Raw genomic sequence first — 16899 nt, forward strand, 5'->3', positions numbered from 1 at the left:
GGGTAAAACGACGGCGGAGCGAGCCATCCAAGGAGTGAGCAAGTGCAGGTATGTTGTCGAAGATGCTCAGATGATCAGTGAGCTGCCTGGGCGTATGGCATCCGGAACCAAGCGGGGAGAAACGGGTCAATGGGGGACCACTTCAAAACAGACATCGGGCAACTCGAACAGTTCCTGACAGACCTGGAGAGATGCGTCGATGAGCTGAACGAGGCTCGGTCCGCCCTCGACCACGTGCGCGCCGACCAGATCGGCACCGCGAGGCTCGATGAGGCCTGTGACAAGTTTCAAGACGAATGGAAATACGGGGCAGACAAGACCAAGAAAATGATTGACGCGATCAAAGAGGGCGTGAAGGCCAACAAGAAGGGCTACGAAGAGGTCGAGGAAGCCTTGGAGAAGGCCCTCAGGCAGATCGCGGATCAGAGCACCTCCGGTGCTGCCGGGGGTGGTCGGTAATGGCAGCGAACCCGTACCCCAACATCGGCTGGAACCCCGTACCCGGCGTCCCCGCCGAAGTCCTTAAGCTACAGCAGAAGGTGGCCGCAGCGGCGACGGCGCTGGAGAACACGCATCGGCAGTTGACAAAGCTCACTGGTGAGAGCAGCTATTGGGAGGGCGACGCGGCGGAGAAGTTCCGCGAGTCCCTCGATGGCGACCTGCCGAAGTACATCAAGGACGCTGCCTCTTCCCTTCGTGGCGCAGCGACCCAACTGGACAAGTGGGAAGGCCAGCTCACCTCCAACCGGGAGCTGGCGAAGAAGTACGACGACGCGGCGGCCGAGAAGAAGACCGCGGTCGGCAAGGCCAAGAGCGCGTACGACCAGGCGGCCCAGCATCCGGACCTAAAGCTCGCTGGCCAGACATTCCCCTCGCAGGAGGAAGCTGACGCCGCAACTGTTCGACTGCGCTCCGCGGAGCGCGAGTTGGACGAGGCGAATACGGCTCTCACCAAAGCGAACAACGAGTACGACTCGCTCAATCGCAAGGTCACGGAGCTGGAAACCGAGCACGCTGGCGATGCTGAAATCATCGCCAAGGCTCTGGAAGGCTCAGCTAAGAAGGCCCCGGACGAGCCTGGATTTTGGGACAAGGTCGGCGACATCCTCAAGTCGGTCGGCGATTTCCTGGTTGAGAATGCGGGCACCATCGGGGCTATCGCCGGTCTACTCGCTCTCTTTCCGACTCCGCTTGCCCCGCTTTTCGCCGGCATTGCGATTGCTGCCAGCGCGGTGGACCTGGCCAGTAACTTCTCCGATCCGGACTTCCGGAATGCTCTTCTCCCTGGGGGCGACAAGTTCGGTTGGAACATGGATACCTTCTCTGCTTGGGCCACCGTCGGTGGCGATTTCATTGGTATGGTGCCTGGCGGCAGGGCGCTGAGTTCGGCGGCCCGCGAAATCCGCGGTGGGCTGACTGAGGCAGTGGATATGGGCGTCAACGTCACGAGCCGCGAGGTCGGCACCGAGTTCGTTCGGGAAGTCGGCCACGTGCTACGCACAGCCCCGACAACCGCTGCTGCAGAGGCGTGGCATGCAGCAGGAGAGAGCGTCTCTGGATCGGCCAAACTCATGACTGACATCAGTGTGAACGGCCTCAGCGTCGTCGCGAACTTCATGCCGGAGGAAGGGACGCCGGGCAATGTCGCGACAGGCATCAACGCCGGAGGCGGAGTCTGGGCCGGGACGGACATCGTGCGGTCCCTACTGGCCGCAGGGTAGCCGAAGCGAGAGGTGGACAAAGCGTGACCAATAGCGCAGCCCCGTCGGGCTCCGCCGCAAGCAGTACCGCCAAGCCCGTTTTCTGGTATGGAATTCCGCACGGCTACGCGAAGCTGGACCTGAATCCACCGCGCGAGCGCATAGAGGAACTCGCCCGTGAGCTAAACATGCTGCCCGCAGATCAGCGGGCGCAGGCCTCGCAGGTTCTGCAGTTCTATGCGGGTATGGTCAGCGCGCTCAATGCGCAGAACGTGCATTTGTGCGCCGCCGGTTACCACCCAGATGACGACGACACCATCGTGACGTCCATCCTCACGATCGCGACTGTCGCGACATCTGGCCATAACGCAAAGCTGGTGATTGCCAGCTTCGCTGCGTCAGCCGCCGACGACCCGGATTCCGGGGTGCGCCCGATCGAACTGCCATGTGGCCTCGGCTATCTAGCGGAGGAGAAGAAGCGCGCCATTGCGCCGGGCATGGACCCCAGCAATCCCCAAGGCCCCCTCTACGGCGACGTATGGCAGGGGACGGTTGCTGTCACTGGATCGGGCACGCCCGACATCATTCTGGTCCAGTTGGTGACACCCGCTCCCCACCTCGCGGACGTGTATCGGGACATCCTCCTAGGAGTTGCCCATACGCTGACGTTCACAGATCCGACTGAGCCGGTGCCGGAGCGGGACGAGCCGCGAGCGGGCTCAGCCGAGGCGGCCATGCGCAACGACTTCGGATAAGGAGGGAGCCCGTTCATGGAAAATCCGCCCAAGGCGCCCGACATTGCGCAGGTCCTCAAACACAACCGCGCCCTCCGACACCGGCATATTGCCGTGCGTCTCGCACTTGCCGTGAGCCTGTTCGCTGTGCCGATCGCGGCGCGCCTGGCCGGCTGGGATGCTGCCTTGCCCATGTTCGGCATCCCTGCCTGCCTGTTCGTGCTTACCTTCCTTGTTCTCAGGCTGGGCTACGGGTCGCGGCTCAAGGTGTGCGAGAAGGTGCTGCACACCTATCCCCTGGAGTACCGCACCCGAGTGTCCAAGAAGGACACGGAGTGGAAGTATCTCGGCGATGTGCACACCGTTCGACTGTCGGTGCGTGGTCAGCATGGCGCCCCATCTCTTCGCGCGATCAACGCCTCGACGATGCGCCGCTGGCCGAAGGAGGCCGAGAAGGGTGGTGCCTGGTTCGCCGGTGACCTGGCCTTTGGCGGCGTCGTGATCGTCCCGGAAAGCAACGACATGCTCTTCGTGCAGCCCGCGGACTGGGAGAAGTACGAGCAGGAGCGCGCCCAGGCCGACTCGCAGCGCAGGGCCCTTGCCGAACAGGCAGGTATTTCCCGGCTGTTGGAGAAGGAGCCGAGGATCTTGGTACACGGCTGATGCGTGTATTCGGATGGGTGTGCGGCGGCATTCTCGCCCTCGTGGCCGCCTTTTGGTGTGTCACCGCGACCGCCGACCTCGCCCTCTCCGCAGGGCTCTACGGCACCCCTGGCACGTACAAGGTGGACACCTGCGTCGACACCAGCAACACCCGCAGGAACTCCGACTACGACTGCTACGGGGACTTCACGCCGGACGGTGGCACCGTCCGCGATGCCGTCTACGTGCACCTCAAGGACACCGGGCATGACTACCCGGATGGCACCAAGTTGGACGTGCGTCAGGGGCTTTGGCCCCAGACGATTCAGCGGACCGGTTTTTGGGGCGTCGTTGGCGAACTGTGGCAGGTCGCTGTCTGCGTGGCAGTCCTCGCGGGTCTTGGTTACCAAGCGGTCAAGCCACGCGGAGCATCCCAGCGTCGGGAAGCTCGCCGCCGGGAGCCCTCGGGTCGTCAGAAGGCGGCCGGCCGCATGGTCTATGCCGTCGTGGTCGCGATCTCTGTGGGCATCCTGAGCTGGATCGCCATGGCTGCGGAGTCGACCTCCTAGACGCAGGCAAATTCCGCGAGAACACGGAGCCAGCGTGATCACTGACGAGAATCCTGCGAGGCCATACCGACACTATCTTCGGGTGCCAGCGGCCGGGTGATTGCCTACGAGTACGGATGGTTGACGGCCGACCGCGCGGCCTACGCGGCAACGATCTCGCACCAAACGCACTTGCCGCGGTTCCCGTTTCTGGTCAGCGACTGCCAGCCCCAGACGTCGGCGCAGGCCCGGACCAGCGCGAGACCGCGGCCGTCCTCCGAGTCGACCAAGTCGGTCAGCCTCGAAGGCGGTGCAGGCGGCTGAGGGTCGGCGTCCCAGGCGCCAATGCGCAGCACACCGTCACTCCAGCGCAGACGCAGAGCGGCAGGCCCATTGGTGTGGCGAACGGCGTTGGAGACTAGCTCTGTCGCGAGGAGTTCTGCGGTGTCGACCATGGTGATCAAGCAGTGCATCGTGAGGATCAGGCGCACGGTCCGGCGGCAGACGGTGACGGCGCGTGGGTCGTTCGGGATGTGGAGGGAGTACTCCCAGGGCTCGGTTTCGGGCATGACTGAACTCCTATCGAGCAGGGGGGTGTTGGACATTCGTGAGGGAGCGGCGGGCGGTGGCAGTGCCGCGTCCGTCATGGCAGGACGGAGCGGTGCGCTTCCGGTGACCCCGAGTTCCGCTGTGTGTGCATCGCGTCACTGACGGTAGAGCCACAATTTGGGACCGTGCAAGTCGTTGCCGTAATCTGACCCTCGAACGAGGCACTGTCCTAGGGCAGTTGGGGGCCAGGAGGAAGTCATGGCGCGCAGGAAACAGCCCACCGCGCGACAGGAACGTCTCGGTGCTGAGCTGCGAAAACTGCGCGAGGCTGCAGGGCTCAAGGGGCGCGAAGCCGCTGCACTGCTAGGAACCGACTCGGCTCAGATGAGTCAGATCGAGTTCGGTACGGCAGGGGTGAGCGGGGAACGCGTACGAAGGCTTGCCGCTCACTACGCCTGCACGGATGCTGAGCTGATCGCGGCCCTGGTCGCTATGGCGACCGACCGGACGAGTGGCTGGTGGGAAAAGTACCAAGGACTGCTGCCGACGTCGTTTCTGGACATCGCCGAGTTGGAGCACCACGCCACTTACCGTTTCGACGTCGAGTTCCTGCACGTCCCTGGCCTCTTCCAGACAGAGGACTACGCCCGCGGCATCTTCTCCTACCGCGTCCCTGAACTCCCCGAGGAAGAGCTTGCGTTGAGGGTCAGGCACCGCATGGATCGAAAGGTGATCATCACGGGCCCTACCTCCATCCCGTATGAGGCGGTCATCCACGAAGCGGCTCTGCGCATCAGAGTTGGCAATCGAGCCGCCGCGCAAACCCAGCTCGCCCGCATCCTGGAACTTTCCGAAGCAGACCACGTCACCGTGCGGGTCGTCCCCTTCGATCTGGACGACTTCGGCGGAGCGTGGAGCGGCATGGCGTACGCGGGTGGAGCCGTACCGAAACTGGACACGGCGCTGCGCGACACTGCTCATGGCACGGCCTTCATCGACTCCGAGGCCCAACTCACTGCTTTTCGAACGCTCTTCCGTAAGGTGGAGGCTGTATCGCTCGAGCCAGCGCGTTCGCGTGACTTCATCCACAGGTTGGCGAAGGAACTATGAGGCGAGCCGTGACCACCCCCGAGAACTGGCAGAAGTCGTCCTTCTCCGGCGGCGCCGACGGCAACAACTGCGTAGAGATAGCGAACCTCCACACCCGAGTCGCGATACGCGACTCAAAGGCCCCGGCCCGAGGCGCGCTCTCTTTCCCGGTCGGAACTTTCATGGCGTTCATTGGCGACCTCAAGGCAGGCACAGTTCATGGCGCCGAAGGCCTGTAGCGCGTTGATGCTCAGCTGGCTCGACCGCACATGACCATCAGCCCTACTCGTGTTCCTGACGCCGGTAAGGGCTGCCGCCCCGAGTTCCTGACTCACCTGGGATCGAGCGGAGTGATCCCAGTACCCGCGTAAGACTCGGGGACGACGTTCTCAGGGACTGTATGGTGCCGCAAGCGCGGGCGTCGGAACCCCCGATGCGAGTAACAAAGGCCGGCCGGAGCGCATCGCATGCGCCACGGGTCTCGACGCCATCGACTGGCGGCGCATCGGCGCAGCGTTGGAACAAGCGAAGCTACCCGGCAGGAAGAAGCCGGATGTGATGTATGCCTGGGTGGCGCTGTCTGCCGCGAAGCACGGGAGCGCGGTCATTTTCATCAGCGACTCGAAGGACATGCAGGCGTACCTCGACTACTCGACCTCGGCGACGTGCATGTCGAATCGGTGTGAGGGGCGCCCTCTCGGCACCCCACCGTTCGCCTAGGCGCTGCAGGTCGACGTTCTGGTACACCGGGGCGGCACCAAGATGCACTACGCAATGGAGAACACCAAGTGAGTCAGCCGGAATTGACGCCGCTCCCGTCCGCCACAACCCATCCTCGGCCCGGCTTCCTCGGCCGGGCTCTCGGGGTTCTGTTCTTCGGTCTCGCCCTCGCGGCCTTCTGGTTCGGCCTCCACAACGCAGCCCTCGCCACCGGTCTCGCCGGTAGGCACGGCATTCTGGCCGTGGACCGGTGCTGGGTTGAAGGGGGACACCGTCACTCCAAGGGCACCTCGGTGTGCGGAGGGACCTTCCGGTCCGATGACGGCAAGGTTGTTGACGACCAGGCGAGCGCCTGGGTGGAAGTGAAGCCGGGCAGCAAGGTCTCCGTTCGGAAGGCCGGTGACTGGTACGTGCAGGTTGGATTCGTCGAGACAGTCCGGTGGCTCTCGTTGTTCTTCCTCGGTTTGATTGTGTTGGCCTTCGGCATGGTCTTCGCCGCCACCGGCAGGTTCCCGCGGAGTGGAAGGCAAGTCGTCCTGATCACTCGGGCGGCATCGGAAACGCGGGTGGGTGTCGTGCGAAAGTGGATGGTCCGAGGAGGGCTTTTCGGTGTCGGCGCCTGTCTTCTGGTGATGTTGTCCTTCCGGCTTCACGGGTGATGGGGGAGCCCGCAACACGGCTGGATCCTCGTAGCTCTTCCCCGGCTCGGGGAACGTCCCACGGGGGACGGTGAGCCAGCCAGAACCCCGCTCCGGTGGCGGACCTTGCCGTGTCAGTGGCGTTCCGGGCGGCACCGTAGGCCTCGGCGACGCCCACCGAGCCATGAAACGTAGGCGGGCCCGGCCGAACTGCGGGCCCACCCAGCCCTGCCGGCGTCACGCGAAGAACGCCACCACCCAGCTCACCACCAGCCCCACCACCCCCACCCCGGCCACCACCAGGCACACCCGGAACAACCCATGGCTCTCCGAGCGCCCGTACGGGAACCCCGTCACCGCGGCGAAGACGCCTGCGGAGAGGGCGATCAGGGCGCCGAAGGCCCAGGCGCAGCCCACCGCGATGGCATAGAGCCAGCCCTTGTCCAGCTGGTAGCTGGTGTCGCTGGACTTGCGGGCGTCGATGACGTGGCCCTTCTGATAGAGGGCGTCGCTCCTGAGTTCCGCGTTGAGGTCCTTCGCCGAGCCGTTGTCGGCCGCGAAGGTGCCGTAGCACCACCTGGTCTTGGTCTTCTTCCGCGAACTGCTCGACGAACTCCGGTACTTGTACTCGATCGAGCAGTTGTCGACGGTGAGCTTGCCCGGCGTCGACGCCGCGTAGCGGACGGGGCCGAGGTAGGCGCCCAGGGCGAGGAGGACTACGCCTACCAGGATCAGGCCCGCGCCGATGAGGCGGCCGAGGCCGGTTCGGTCTCCCTGCGCGGCTGCGTTCGGCGTGGCATTCCCGTGTACTTGGGTCATTGTGGGTTCCTCAGAACTCGGACATCAGAAGAGCGACGGATACGGCGTCACGCGACAAGTGCGCAGACCAGTGCCGTGAGAGCACCGATCACGAAAAGGCCGCCCAGCGTGGGCCCCAGCACCTTCCGAGCCGGCAGGCCCTGCCAAGAGGTCGCGAGGCCGGGGCCGTTGCGGGTGCCGAAGCCCGTCAGGAGGCAGAAGGCGCCGAAGGTGAGGAGGGAAAGGCAGAAGGCGAGAATGGCGATGTCTTTTCCGGGGGCCCGGTCCTCGGGGAGTTCGAAGGTGTCGTCCGCCTGTACGACTCCGATTTTCGCGCCGCTGTCCAAACGCGACGACGTTTCCACCGTCACGTCTTTGTACGTGGCTCCACCATGCTGTGCCGTCCAGGTCCCCGTGCAGCTGAACTTGAGTTCCGTCGTTCGCCTGTGCGTACCGTAGTGGGTTTTCGTGTGCGCTTCACATGAAGAAACGGTGAGGGTTCCGTCCGTGCCCTCGCCGGCGAGTTCGCCGCGGAGCTCCGGAACCGTCACCGCGGCGACGATGGCGGCCAGAAGGATCAGTCCCAGGCCGAGCAGCCTTCCCACCCACAGGGTCCCTGTGCTGCCGTAACTCGGCCGTGTCGTAACCACTGTTGACGTCCCCCTGCGAACTTGACGATCTCTTGACTGTCGGGCTGGCTGAGCCGTGCGCGAGGAGTCTAAGGTATCGGCCTGTCGTCCAATATGAACTGCAGCAAACGGAGTCCGGGGGAGCAGTGGAGTTCGGCACCTTTGACGTCGACACGTCGATACTGAAGAAACAGGGAGAGAACTTCGCCGAGCTCGGGGGTGATTTCTCGAAAGCCTCCAAGAAGCTTCAGGATGATCTCGACGGCCTGGGTGAGCCGTGGGCGGACGCGGACTTCGGGGATATCTTCGGCCAGGTCTACACGCCGATTCGCGACGGAATCTTCACGTCGATGGACAGCCTCGCGAAACGGCTCTCACAGATCGGCCACAACCTGGAAGACATGGCCCGCAATTACGACGACTCGGACGCGTCGAACAGTGGCCGGTTGAACGGGATGATCAGCGAAGTCGGCAAGGTCTAGGACCTAAGAACTCCAGCACATAACGGGGCTTTCGCATGGCGCTCACACTGCCCGACGAACTCGTCTGGGTGCTCGACCTCCTCGGCTACTCCTGGCCCGAGGCCGACGAGGACGCACTGCACCAGGTCGCCGAGACCTGGCGTACTTTCGGCAATCAACTCGAACAGATCGAGACGACCGGTGAGGGGTACGCCCGTACCGTCGTCGCGAGCAATGTCGGCACGGCCGTCGACGGCTTCAGCAAGGCCTGGGGTGCGTACACCGGCTCGAACGGCGAGGACAGATACCTCCCCGACGCCAGGACCGCCTGCGAGGTGATCGCCCTCGCCTTCGACGCGGCGGCCATCGCGGTCCTCACGGCCAAGCTGGCCGTGATCGCCCAACTCATCGCCCTGGCAGTGGAGATCATCGCGGCGCAGGCCTCCGCCCCGTTCACCTTCGGACTCTCCGAGGTCGGCGCGCTCGGCGCGACCCAGGCCACACGGGTGATCGTCCGCGAGATCCTGAACAAGCTCAAGCAGGAGGTCATGCGGGCGGTCACCAAGGCCATGGAGCACGCCACCATGGACGCCCTGAAGAAGATCGCCAAGGAGCAGCTCGAGAAGATCACCAAGGAGAAGGTCAAGCAGTTCGCCAAGGACAAGATCAAGGAAGAGGCCAAGCAGTTCGTCCAGGAGAAGGTCGTCGACGCGGCCAAGGACAAGGCCAAGGACGCCGCGATCGGCATGGCCCAGAACATCGGCCGGCAGAGCATCGAGACCTACTTCGACGAGCGCTCCGGCATCGACTTCGGCGAGACGGCGGGCGTCGCCAAGGACGCGGCCGGTGAGTATGTGGACGGCCTCAAGAACGAGGTCACGGGTGGTGAGGGGTCGACCCTCGCCGGCTACACCGACGTGCAGGGGCACGTGGACGGCGCCGTCGACGCCGCGACCGAGAAGGTCACCGGGGCGGTCGGGGACCGCGTACAGCAGGGTGTGGACGCGGTGTCCGGGCACAGCGGTCAGGGCGGGGAGTCCTCCGACGCTGCCTCCGGGTCCAACTCCACTGCCTCGGACTCCGGTTCGTCCTCGGACTCCGGTTCATCGAGCGGAATGAGCGGAACGAGCGGCTCGAGCGGTACGACCACGCAGGCGTCCCACGCCAACAGGCCGACCGCTGCCGCCTCCTCCGGCTCGCGCTCCGGTTCCTCGCACGGTGGCGGGAACGCGCAGGACTGGGCTCGCAGCGAGTTCGGGTGAGTCCGGACTCCCCACCGCCTTTCGCCGACCTCACCCCCAACACCCGTAACCAGGAAGGACGTACGCACCCATGACCGCGGACCGGGAGATCCAGGACGAGGAACTCATGGGAATCGCCCAGGACCCCGAACAGGCCCTGCGGCTGCGCCGCTCCCTGCGCACCATCGCGGGCGCGACCTCGCTCGACCCGGCCCTGCGCGACATGGCGCGCTCGGTGCTGAGCGGCGACGTCGACGTCAAGGACGCCTTCCAGGACCCGCGTTACACCGAGGCCGTCTTCCAGCGGCTCCATGAGATGCGGCGGGCGGCCGACGACCAGACGTACGCCGAACGGCAGCAGTCCAAGGCGCAGTTCGGCGAGTGGGACGCACGGCAGCAGGCCGATCTGGACCGCGAGCGTGCGGAGCGGGACGCGCCGGTGTACGGGGTGAACGAGCGGGGCGGGCGGGGGGCACACCGTTGACCACGCCTGCGCGTTGGTCGACCGGCCTCGTCCTGATCGGGGTCCTGTTCGGCTCGGCATCCTCCGTGGCTCAGGCGACGCCGGTGCGTCATTCCGCCGCGTACGGCGCGGTGTCGGCCTCATACGGTGCCGCGGCGGTGCCCCGGACCGGTGTGGGCAAGGGCAGCGGTGGCAAGAGCCGCGGCGGTTACCGGAGTTCGCATGGTGGTGGCTACTCCTACCGCGGTAGCCACGGAAGTTCGTACTCCCGGCACGGGAAGATGCCGCTCTGGCAGGCGTTCCTGGTCCTGTTCCTTTTCGGCGGCCTCGCCGTCTGGGGCATCGTGAAGTTCGTGCGCAGGCTCCGGGACCTCCTCAAGAGCGCGAGCGCCTGACAATCGATCGGGACTTGTCCCCAGGGTGAGAGCGTCGGTTACTCTGTGCGCCTCGAACTCATGAGTGAGTAACAGCAACGGGGGTTGCCTTATGCGCTTTGGGGTGTCTTTGCCATGCCCTGAAGGGGACTTGGGCCGGTCGGGAAGAGGCCGAAGAGGCCGAACAGGTCCGGGAACAGGCCCGGGACGAGGCCGTAGCCATGGCGTCTGACTTCTCCCGGCTGATGAAGCAGGACTTCTCCGATCTCGAAGCCGCGGCCAAGGCCTGGCGTGAGCTGTCGACGACCATGGACTCCCTCACCGACCGCCATCGCCGGCAGGTCACCGGCCCCCTGCACGCGTCCTGGAAGGGCGACGACGCCGACGCGGCCCTCTTCTACCTGGAGGACGTCGAGTCGCGGATCGGTGTGGTCGAGACGGAGGCGATGGCCGTCGCCGAGGTTCTGGACACCACGAAGTTCTGGATGGAGGCGGCCCAGACGGACCTCCGCAACGCGGTGCGGCGGGCCGAGGAGGACCACTTCGAGGTCGACGGCGACGGCTGGGTCAGTGACCCGACCACCACCGGCCTGCCCCACCAGGACCCCGACGCGCGGCAGATCGTCGCGGACCGCGACGCCCTGCTCGGCGAGCACCGCGCGGCCATCGACACGGCTCTGGCCGACGCGCGGAAGGCGAGCGACGACGGCGCGAAGGCCCTCGCGGAGCTCGACGGAGACATCCTCACCGACCCGCTCAGCCATGACGCGGCGTCGGAGTCCGCCCAGGACGTGAAGAACGCGATGAAGGCCATCGGCGTACAGGGCCCGCAGATCCCCGAGGACGACCCGAAGGCCGCCGCCGAGTGGTGGAAGGCGCTGAGCCCCGAGGAGCGGCAGACCTACACCACGCTCTATCCGAAGGAGATCGGCGCCACCGACGGCCTGCCGACGGACGTACGCGACGACGCCAATCGCACCGCGCTCGGCCAGGAACTCAATCTGATCCAGGAGGGCAGTTGGGACGAAGGGTTCCCGGACGACAGTGATGAGGAGGTCAACAAGCGTCTGAGCAACCTGTTGGTGCTCAACGAGCAGCTCGAAAAGGCGGACGGCGCGCCCAAGGGCAAGGAGCTGTACCTCCTCGGCTACGACTCCAAGGACGACGGACGGGCCATCGTCGCCATGGGCAACCCGGACACCGCCGACAACGTGGGCGTCCAGGTCCCGGGCACCGCCACCACCATGGAGTCCACAGGCGGACAACTGGGGCGCCTCAGCAAGCTGCAGGAGTCCGCGCAGGACGCCGATCCGACATCGAGCACCGCCATGGTCTATTGGCTGGGCTACGACGCCCCCGAAGTCCCGGTCACCGAGGCGGGCAATCTCTCTGTCGCCGGCACCGGCCGGGCGGAGGACGGTGCTCAGGACCTGAGGGACTTCACGCACGGCCTGCGTGCCTCCCACGAAGGCGAGAGGGCGAACCTCACCGTGCTCGGCCACAGTTACGGATCGACCACGGTAGGAGCGGCGGCGGCCGGAAACGGCGGTCTGGACGCGGACAACATCTCGGTGGTCGGCAGCCCGGGCATGACCGTGGACAGAGCGGACGACCTCAATATCGACCCCAGCCACGTGTATGTGGGCCTGGCCGAGGACGACCCCATCCGGGACGCCCAGGACCTGACCCTCGGGCACAACGTGACGTCCTCCTACTTCGGTGCCACCCGCTTCGAAACCGACACGAGTGGCCACAGCGGGTATTGGGACCAGGACAGCGAGAGCCTCGCCAACCAGGGGCGGATCATCGCCGGCCGTCAGCCGAGCGCATACGACGGCCCAACCGAGGTCCCGGCCCAGCCACCCGGCCACCTGTGATCAGCGCCGGCTGCCCAGTGGCCCTGTCCGTTCCCCCCACCAGTGAGACCGATGCGCCGTAGAACCGCCCTCAGAGTCACCCTGGCACTCACCGCCATCCTCTGTACCGGAGCCTGCATGTCCCAGCAGACCAGCGAAATCAACAAACCTCTCCCCCGCAAGAGCCGATCGGACTCGCTGCGATGGGCCGAGGACTACGTCTCGACCATGGCCCGATACGCGGACGTCGAGATCGCCGATGAGCCCGCGCCGAGGAAGCACTTCGACGCCTGCGTGGGCAAGAACGACGAAGTGCCCGAGGACGGGCGGTACACGCTGACCTACACCGGCTACGCCAAGCTCCCCGAGGCGGAGCACATCGCCGCGGTGCGCAAGCTCCGAGCGGCTCTGGAGGAGCACGGGGTCCGCATCACGAGCTACACCGAGCGCCCCGCCACGCCTGAAGCCGTGATGTACGGCAAGAGCGACAAGGAGGGTTACTCGCTCATCGCGGACTCGGTGAATCCCGCCGGCACTCTTCGGCTCTCCGTCTCGACTCCTTGCTTCCTCCCTCCCGGAGCCGAGCAGCAGCAATTCTGAGTCAGCAGGAGCATTTCCAACCCCGAGAGGAAGCCGACGTGTCCCAGCGCACCGATGTCGACCCGGCCGAGCTCCGCGCCTCCGCCGGGGCGTGCGACGGCATCGCCCGCACCATGAAGGGCCCCGCGGACAAGGCCGTCAAGGAGGCCGGAACGGCGGGTGGTTCGCTCACGGGCTGGTCGATGGGTTCCGCCCTGACCGAACTCGCCACGAGCTGGAAGCCCGCGCTCGACGGTCTGCACGCCCGCATCCAGGCCGGCGGTGACAACCTCAGGTCCTCGGCCGACGGCCACGAGTGGAACGACGAGCGGGTCTCCCAGGACTTCGAGAAGACCGGCACGGATACGGCCACGCAGGCCACGCCCGGTGTGATGCCGGCGGTGCTGCGCCCGAGCGCGGGGGAGCCCCATCGGGTCAGTGGTTCCGGTGCGGCCCCACTGGACCCCCGCGCTTCGTACGGCACCAACATGCCGACGTACGACGAGACCGCCGGCACCCATCCCACGCCCGGCACGAACGACTTCGGCTGACGAAGACCCCGGCGCACGAAGATACGAACGCCGTTCCGGTGACGACTACAGGGGCCTCCCGCTCGGTCTCGCCGAACCACAGCTGGGGGACCTGCCGTTGGATGGGGTGCAGTGGCTCCTCGTCACGGACCAGGGGCCACCGGACTGGGGGAGGGGGCCGGTGTCCACTGAGACGTCACGAGTGACCGCGCTTGTTGCCGACGAGGTAGGCGATGCCCCAGGCGGCGGCTGCGGCGAGCACGAGGCTGACCGGGCCTGACCAGTCGACCCCGCCGTCGCCGTTGTGCCACCAGGCCTTGGCCGGAAAGAAGGGCTCGGCTTCCAGCAGGGTCTTGAGAGCCATGAACGACTCTTCCTTGGCGATGATGCCTGGGATGGCGTTGGCCCACCCGAAGAAGGCACCGAGCGCGGCGATGACGGCCCCACCGATCCGGGCACCGCTACTGCCGCCACCCACCTTGCCGATCAAGGCGCCGACGATCGCTCCGCTGAGGAGCGCGTAGGCCAGGTAGATGGTGATGGACGCGGCGACGCTCCAGCCTTCGGCCATGAACACGACGACACCACTGAAGACCAGCGAGATGACGAACGAGACAAGGAACCCGAGGAGGACCGCACCCACGGGATTCCCGCTCGCCACCGGCCCCTGCCCGAAGGGCTGCCCCTGGAACGGCGGCCCGGGCTGCATCGGGTACGGCGCCTGCCCCGGGAAGGGCGCCGGTCCGCCGTACACCGGAGGCTGACCGGGAACGGGCGCGGGCCCGCCGTACACCGGAGGCTGCTGAGGGCCGGGCGGCGGTCCGAATCCCGGTGCCTGCTGCTGCGGCGGGGCGGGAGGCGGCGCGGGCCGGCTGTACGGGTTCGCGGCGTTCTGCGGAGGCTGCGCAGGTGGCGGCGGTGGTTGGAAGGGCGGCTGGCTCATGATTCCCCGTGGAGTCAATGGACTTGGGTGGCAGGAGCAGCAAATTATCAGGGAGATCAGGAGGGGGGTGGTGGAGCCGGAGCGGGGGGCGTGAAGGGTGGAGCTTACGGAAAGCGGCCGTCGGGGGAGACGAGGTCCCAGGTGCTGTCCTGGAAGTCGTAGGGACCGAGTGCGATCTGCCACACCTCGCCCTCCAGGGCAGCGGGGTCGATCTCCTGACACCACTTCCGCAGAATCCTGCCGTGGTCCTGCCGATCCGCACGGCTGGGATAGAAGGATCTACGGTGTTCGTCGAAGAGGCGCACCATGGTGAAGAACTGGGCGAGGCTGCTCCCGGCGAGTACGGTGTCCGGCCCCCGCGTGGTGTCGCGCAGGACTCGACCGGTCCTCCCGTCGAGCAGCAGACGTGAATGCATCCACGTCCCCAGGGGGAAGAACGGGCCCTCGGTACCAGGCGTACTGTTCTGCGCCGTGTCCGGCCAGGGGACTTGACGCAGAACATCGCCGGGAGGGCTGTCCGTGTCGAGATGCAGGAACCCGCTCACAGCAGGTAGACCGATGTCGATGAGGAAGCGTCGTGCCGCGTCGTTCTCCAGCTGATCGGGCACGTCCGATACGGTCAGCCGGTGACAGGTACCCGCTCCGAAACCTTCCTCGAGCCAGAGCCTGCCTGACGATTCCCCCCTCGCCGCAGCGCGTGCCCGGGGTGGGAGTTCCGGCGTGGCCAGTGTGGAATGTGCTTCCACCAGTGGTTCGGGCAGCCACGGGTCGGGACGAGGATCAAGCTCGCCATCGACTGAAACAGCGAACAGGCCGCCGCTGCCGGCCAGAATCCATGTGCCCTCGACGAAGACCGCGTGTGTGACGGAGGCGGGGACACGAGGCGGGGGCGGAGGGCCCTCTTCTTCGACGTCCCAGCCCGGGGGAGAGTGCGTCGCGAACACGGCTGACAGGCCCTCGGGGGCCCGATCGTCGAAGAGCCAGTCGGCTTCGTCCAACGACTCCTGGACGACGGTCGCCTCACCGACCGGCTCTCCGGTGGCAACCGCCCACTCCCGCGTCACGTATGAGAAGTCAGGCAGTGCTGCCTTGTCTGTGGTGGTGTCTCGTACCGTGACGACGCGCGGCCCGTACGTGTGATCCTCTTTCAGGGCCAACTCGTCCACCCGCCCCGCTTCATGAGCGTATGTGCCGAACACCCCGCTGGGGCGCCAGCGCGACCACACCGTTCGCCATGGCAACGGCACACCGCTGTCGACGAGTTGCTGAGCCAACTCGACCCGTCCGCTGCTCAGCGCGGCGTGGTGCAGCCATGACACCCACTCACCTTGACTGCCGGGCTGGACACCCTGGGCTTCGAGGGCACGGATATCGGCCGCGACACTCCCCAGCGGTACGCCGTCCGGGTAGGCAAGCCTCAGACCTTCCCACAACGAAGGCGCCTCACAGCGTGCCAGCAACCACCCCTGCGAAAGGAGCCGCTCCAGGGATCCGGCCAGGGCGGCATGAACAGGCAGGGTCTTCGCGGCGTACGCGTCCACCTCTGCGGTTGCGACCGGCGGCACCCCGGAGTTCGACCGGCGGATATGCGCGACCAGCGATTCCGTGATCCGAGTCTGTTGTCCATCGCTGAAGCTGTGCGATCGGAGCCAGTGACGACGTGCGGCCGGGTGGCGAAAACCAACTCTTGGGCGGGTCGTGGAGAGATCCTGGACCGTCAAGAGGTGCGGGCTGTCCAGCGCGATGCTCTTCAGTTCGATCTCGGTCGGCTGCTCCTGGGACGGGGCCGTGGCCGCGGAGAGGAAGCGCCAGACCGAGAGGTCGACCGTTGGCAGTTCAGAGAGGGCCAGAGCGTGGACGACACGCGAAGTCGTGCCGTTGTCGGGAGGCCGTTGCCCGGTGTCGGCGACATCGTGCTGATGGAGGGAAACGCTCGCGCTCCCGCGTGGCGGGTCGCCGAGCAGCAGAGGGTCCCACTCGAGAGCGATGCGTATGCGGGCTTTCGGGGCCCAGGTCAGTCTCGATACCAGCGTGTGTGCGATCCGGAAAGGCTCGGAAGAGTTCGCCAGGACGCCGGCCCACTGCACGTTGGACAGGAAGATTACATGCTCGCCTTGCAGGGCTGTGCGGAGTAGGTCTCGTCCCCAACGCCGGCCAGAAGATACGACATTGCCGCCGGTGTCCCTCACGATGCTTTGTGCCACCGAGTCCGCCGACACGCCCATGCATTCCACGAGAATCGAGCCGTCGATGCTGGCGGCCATCTCTCTGACGAGATCGGACTTTCCCGAGCCGGCCGGGCCGGAAATTACGAGCAGATTGTTGCTCCTGATGCGGGAGCCCAGCCACTCCTGGATTACTTCCCGGGTTTCCGAGCTGATAGCCATGGCATGCCTCCCTCTGCT

General features: G+C 66.1%; 20 protein-coding genes. 15 read left to right on the top strand and 5 right to left on the bottom strand.

Translation table 11 applies throughout. From position 1 onward, the window contains the following. Positions 1-129: 129 nt before the first annotated feature. Genes ACWC09_RS15880 through ACWC09_RS15900 form a run of 5 tightly spaced genes read left to right on the top strand, consistent with a single transcriptional unit; the run spans position 130 to position 3645 of the window. Complete coding sequence (locus tag ACWC09_RS15880; protein ID WP_450851114.1) at positions 130-459, top strand: hypothetical protein; 330 nt, start codon at positions 130-132, stop codon at positions 457-459. Further along, positions 459-1721, top strand: coding sequence for a putative T7SS-secreted protein (locus ACWC09_RS15885; protein WP_450851115.1), 1263 nt, complete (start codon positions 459-461; stop codon positions 1719-1721). Before ACWC09_RS15880 ends, ACWC09_RS15885 begins: the two co-directional genes overlap by 1 nt. Before the next feature lie 23 nt (positions 1722-1744). Next, complete coding sequence (locus ACWC09_RS15890) at positions 1745-2455, top strand: hypothetical protein (RefSeq protein WP_450851116.1); 711 nt, start codon at positions 1745-1747, stop codon at positions 2453-2455. Positions 2456-2470: 15 nt separating this feature from the next. Further along, positions 2471-3097: a hypothetical protein gene (locus ACWC09_RS15895; protein WP_450851117.1), complete on the top strand. Its 627-nt coding sequence runs from the start codon at positions 2471-2473 to the stop codon at positions 3095-3097. Further along, entirely contained in the window at positions 3097-3645 is a 549-nt protein-coding gene (locus ACWC09_RS15900) for a hypothetical protein (RefSeq protein WP_450851118.1), read from the top strand. The genes ACWC09_RS15895 and ACWC09_RS15900 overlap by 1 nt, the downstream gene beginning before the upstream one ends. A 140-nt stretch (positions 3646-3785) precedes the next feature. Here the strand turns inward: ACWC09_RS15900 and ACWC09_RS15905 are convergent, their stop codons facing one another. Then, positions 3786-4193: an ATP-binding protein gene (locus tag ACWC09_RS15905; RefSeq protein WP_450851119.1), complete on the bottom strand. Its 408-nt coding sequence runs from the start codon at positions 4191-4193 to the stop codon at positions 3786-3788. Between the two features lie 238 nt (positions 4194-4431). Here ACWC09_RS15905 and ACWC09_RS15910 point away from each other — a divergent pair, with 238 nt between their 5' ends. The 3 genes from ACWC09_RS15910 (at position 4432) to ACWC09_RS15920 (ending at position 6641) form a co-directional block, all read left to right on the top strand. Beyond that, positions 4432-5283 (top strand): helix-turn-helix domain-containing protein, encoded by an 852-nt coding sequence (locus ACWC09_RS15910; RefSeq protein ID WP_450851120.1) that lies wholly within the window; start codon positions 4432-4434, stop codon positions 5281-5283. 8 nt (positions 5284-5291) lie between these two features. Beyond that, positions 5292-5501 carry a DUF397 domain-containing protein gene (locus ACWC09_RS15915; protein ID WP_450851121.1) on the top strand — a complete coding sequence of 70 codons (210 nt, stop codon included), beginning with the start codon at positions 5292-5294 and terminating at the stop codon, positions 5499-5501. Between the two features lie 549 nt (positions 5502-6050). Further along, positions 6051-6641: a hypothetical protein gene (locus ACWC09_RS15920; protein WP_450851122.1), complete on the top strand. Its 591-nt coding sequence runs from the start codon at positions 6051-6053 to the stop codon at positions 6639-6641. A gap of 216 nt (positions 6642-6857) precedes the next feature. Here the strand turns inward: ACWC09_RS15920 and ACWC09_RS15925 are convergent, their stop codons facing one another. After that, positions 6858-7439 (bottom strand): hypothetical protein, encoded by a 582-nt coding sequence (locus ACWC09_RS15925; RefSeq protein ID WP_450851123.1) that lies wholly within the window; start codon positions 7437-7439, stop codon positions 6858-6860. Between the two features lie 47 nt (positions 7440-7486). Next, a complete protein-coding gene (locus ACWC09_RS15930; protein WP_450851124.1) occupies positions 7487-8023 on the bottom strand; it encodes a hypothetical protein in 537 nt (178 codons plus the stop codon). A gap of 170 nt (positions 8024-8193) precedes the next feature. Here ACWC09_RS15930 and ACWC09_RS15935 point away from each other — a divergent pair, with 170 nt between their 5' ends. From ACWC09_RS15935 to ACWC09_RS15965, 7 genes are all read left to right on the top strand, one after another. Further along, positions 8194-8529: a hypothetical protein gene (locus ACWC09_RS15935; RefSeq protein ID WP_450851125.1), complete on the top strand. Its 336-nt coding sequence runs from the start codon at positions 8194-8196 to the stop codon at positions 8527-8529. A 35-nt stretch (positions 8530-8564) separates the two neighbouring features. Further along, complete coding sequence (locus ACWC09_RS15940; RefSeq protein ID WP_450851126.1) at positions 8565-9770, top strand: WXG100-like domain-containing protein; 1206 nt, start codon at positions 8565-8567, stop codon at positions 9768-9770. 70 nt (positions 9771-9840) lie between these two features. Beyond that, complete coding sequence (locus ACWC09_RS15945; protein WP_450851127.1) at positions 9841-10233, top strand: hypothetical protein; 393 nt, start codon at positions 9841-9843, stop codon at positions 10231-10233. Further along, complete coding sequence (locus tag ACWC09_RS15950) at positions 10230-10607, top strand: hypothetical protein (RefSeq protein ID WP_450851128.1); 378 nt, start codon at positions 10230-10232, stop codon at positions 10605-10607. Before ACWC09_RS15945 ends, ACWC09_RS15950 begins: the two co-directional genes overlap by 4 nt. A gap of 200 nt (positions 10608-10807) precedes the next feature. Then, the gene (locus ACWC09_RS15955) at positions 10808-12463 is read left to right on the top strand and encodes an alpha/beta hydrolase (RefSeq protein ID WP_450851129.1); all 1656 of its coding nucleotides are present in this window, start codon (positions 10808-10810) and stop codon (positions 12461-12463) included. Between the two features lie 117 nt (positions 12464-12580). Further along, positions 12581-13042: a hypothetical protein gene (locus ACWC09_RS15960; RefSeq protein WP_450851130.1), complete on the top strand. Its 462-nt coding sequence runs from the start codon at positions 12581-12583 to the stop codon at positions 13040-13042. Positions 13043-13080: 38 nt separating this feature from the next. Next, positions 13081-13572 (top strand): WXG100 family type VII secretion target, encoded by a 492-nt coding sequence (locus ACWC09_RS15965; protein ID WP_450851131.1) that lies wholly within the window; start codon positions 13081-13083, stop codon positions 13570-13572. Positions 13573-13747: 175 nt separating this feature from the next. Here ACWC09_RS15965 and ACWC09_RS15970 read toward each other — a convergent pair whose 3' ends face one another. Both ACWC09_RS15970 and ACWC09_RS15975 read right to left on the bottom strand, forming a co-directional pair. Then, positions 13748-14260 carry a hypothetical protein gene (locus ACWC09_RS15970; RefSeq protein WP_450851132.1) on the bottom strand — a complete coding sequence of 171 codons (513 nt, stop codon included), beginning with the start codon at positions 14258-14260 and terminating at the stop codon, positions 13748-13750. 338 nt (positions 14261-14598) lie between these two features. Beyond that, positions 14599-16881, bottom strand: coding sequence for an SUKH-4 family immunity protein (locus ACWC09_RS15975; RefSeq protein WP_450851133.1), 2283 nt, complete (start codon positions 16879-16881; stop codon positions 14599-14601). Positions 16882-16899: the final 18 nt, after the last annotated feature.

It is taken from the genome of Streptomyces sp. NPDC001617, assembly GCF_053596855.1.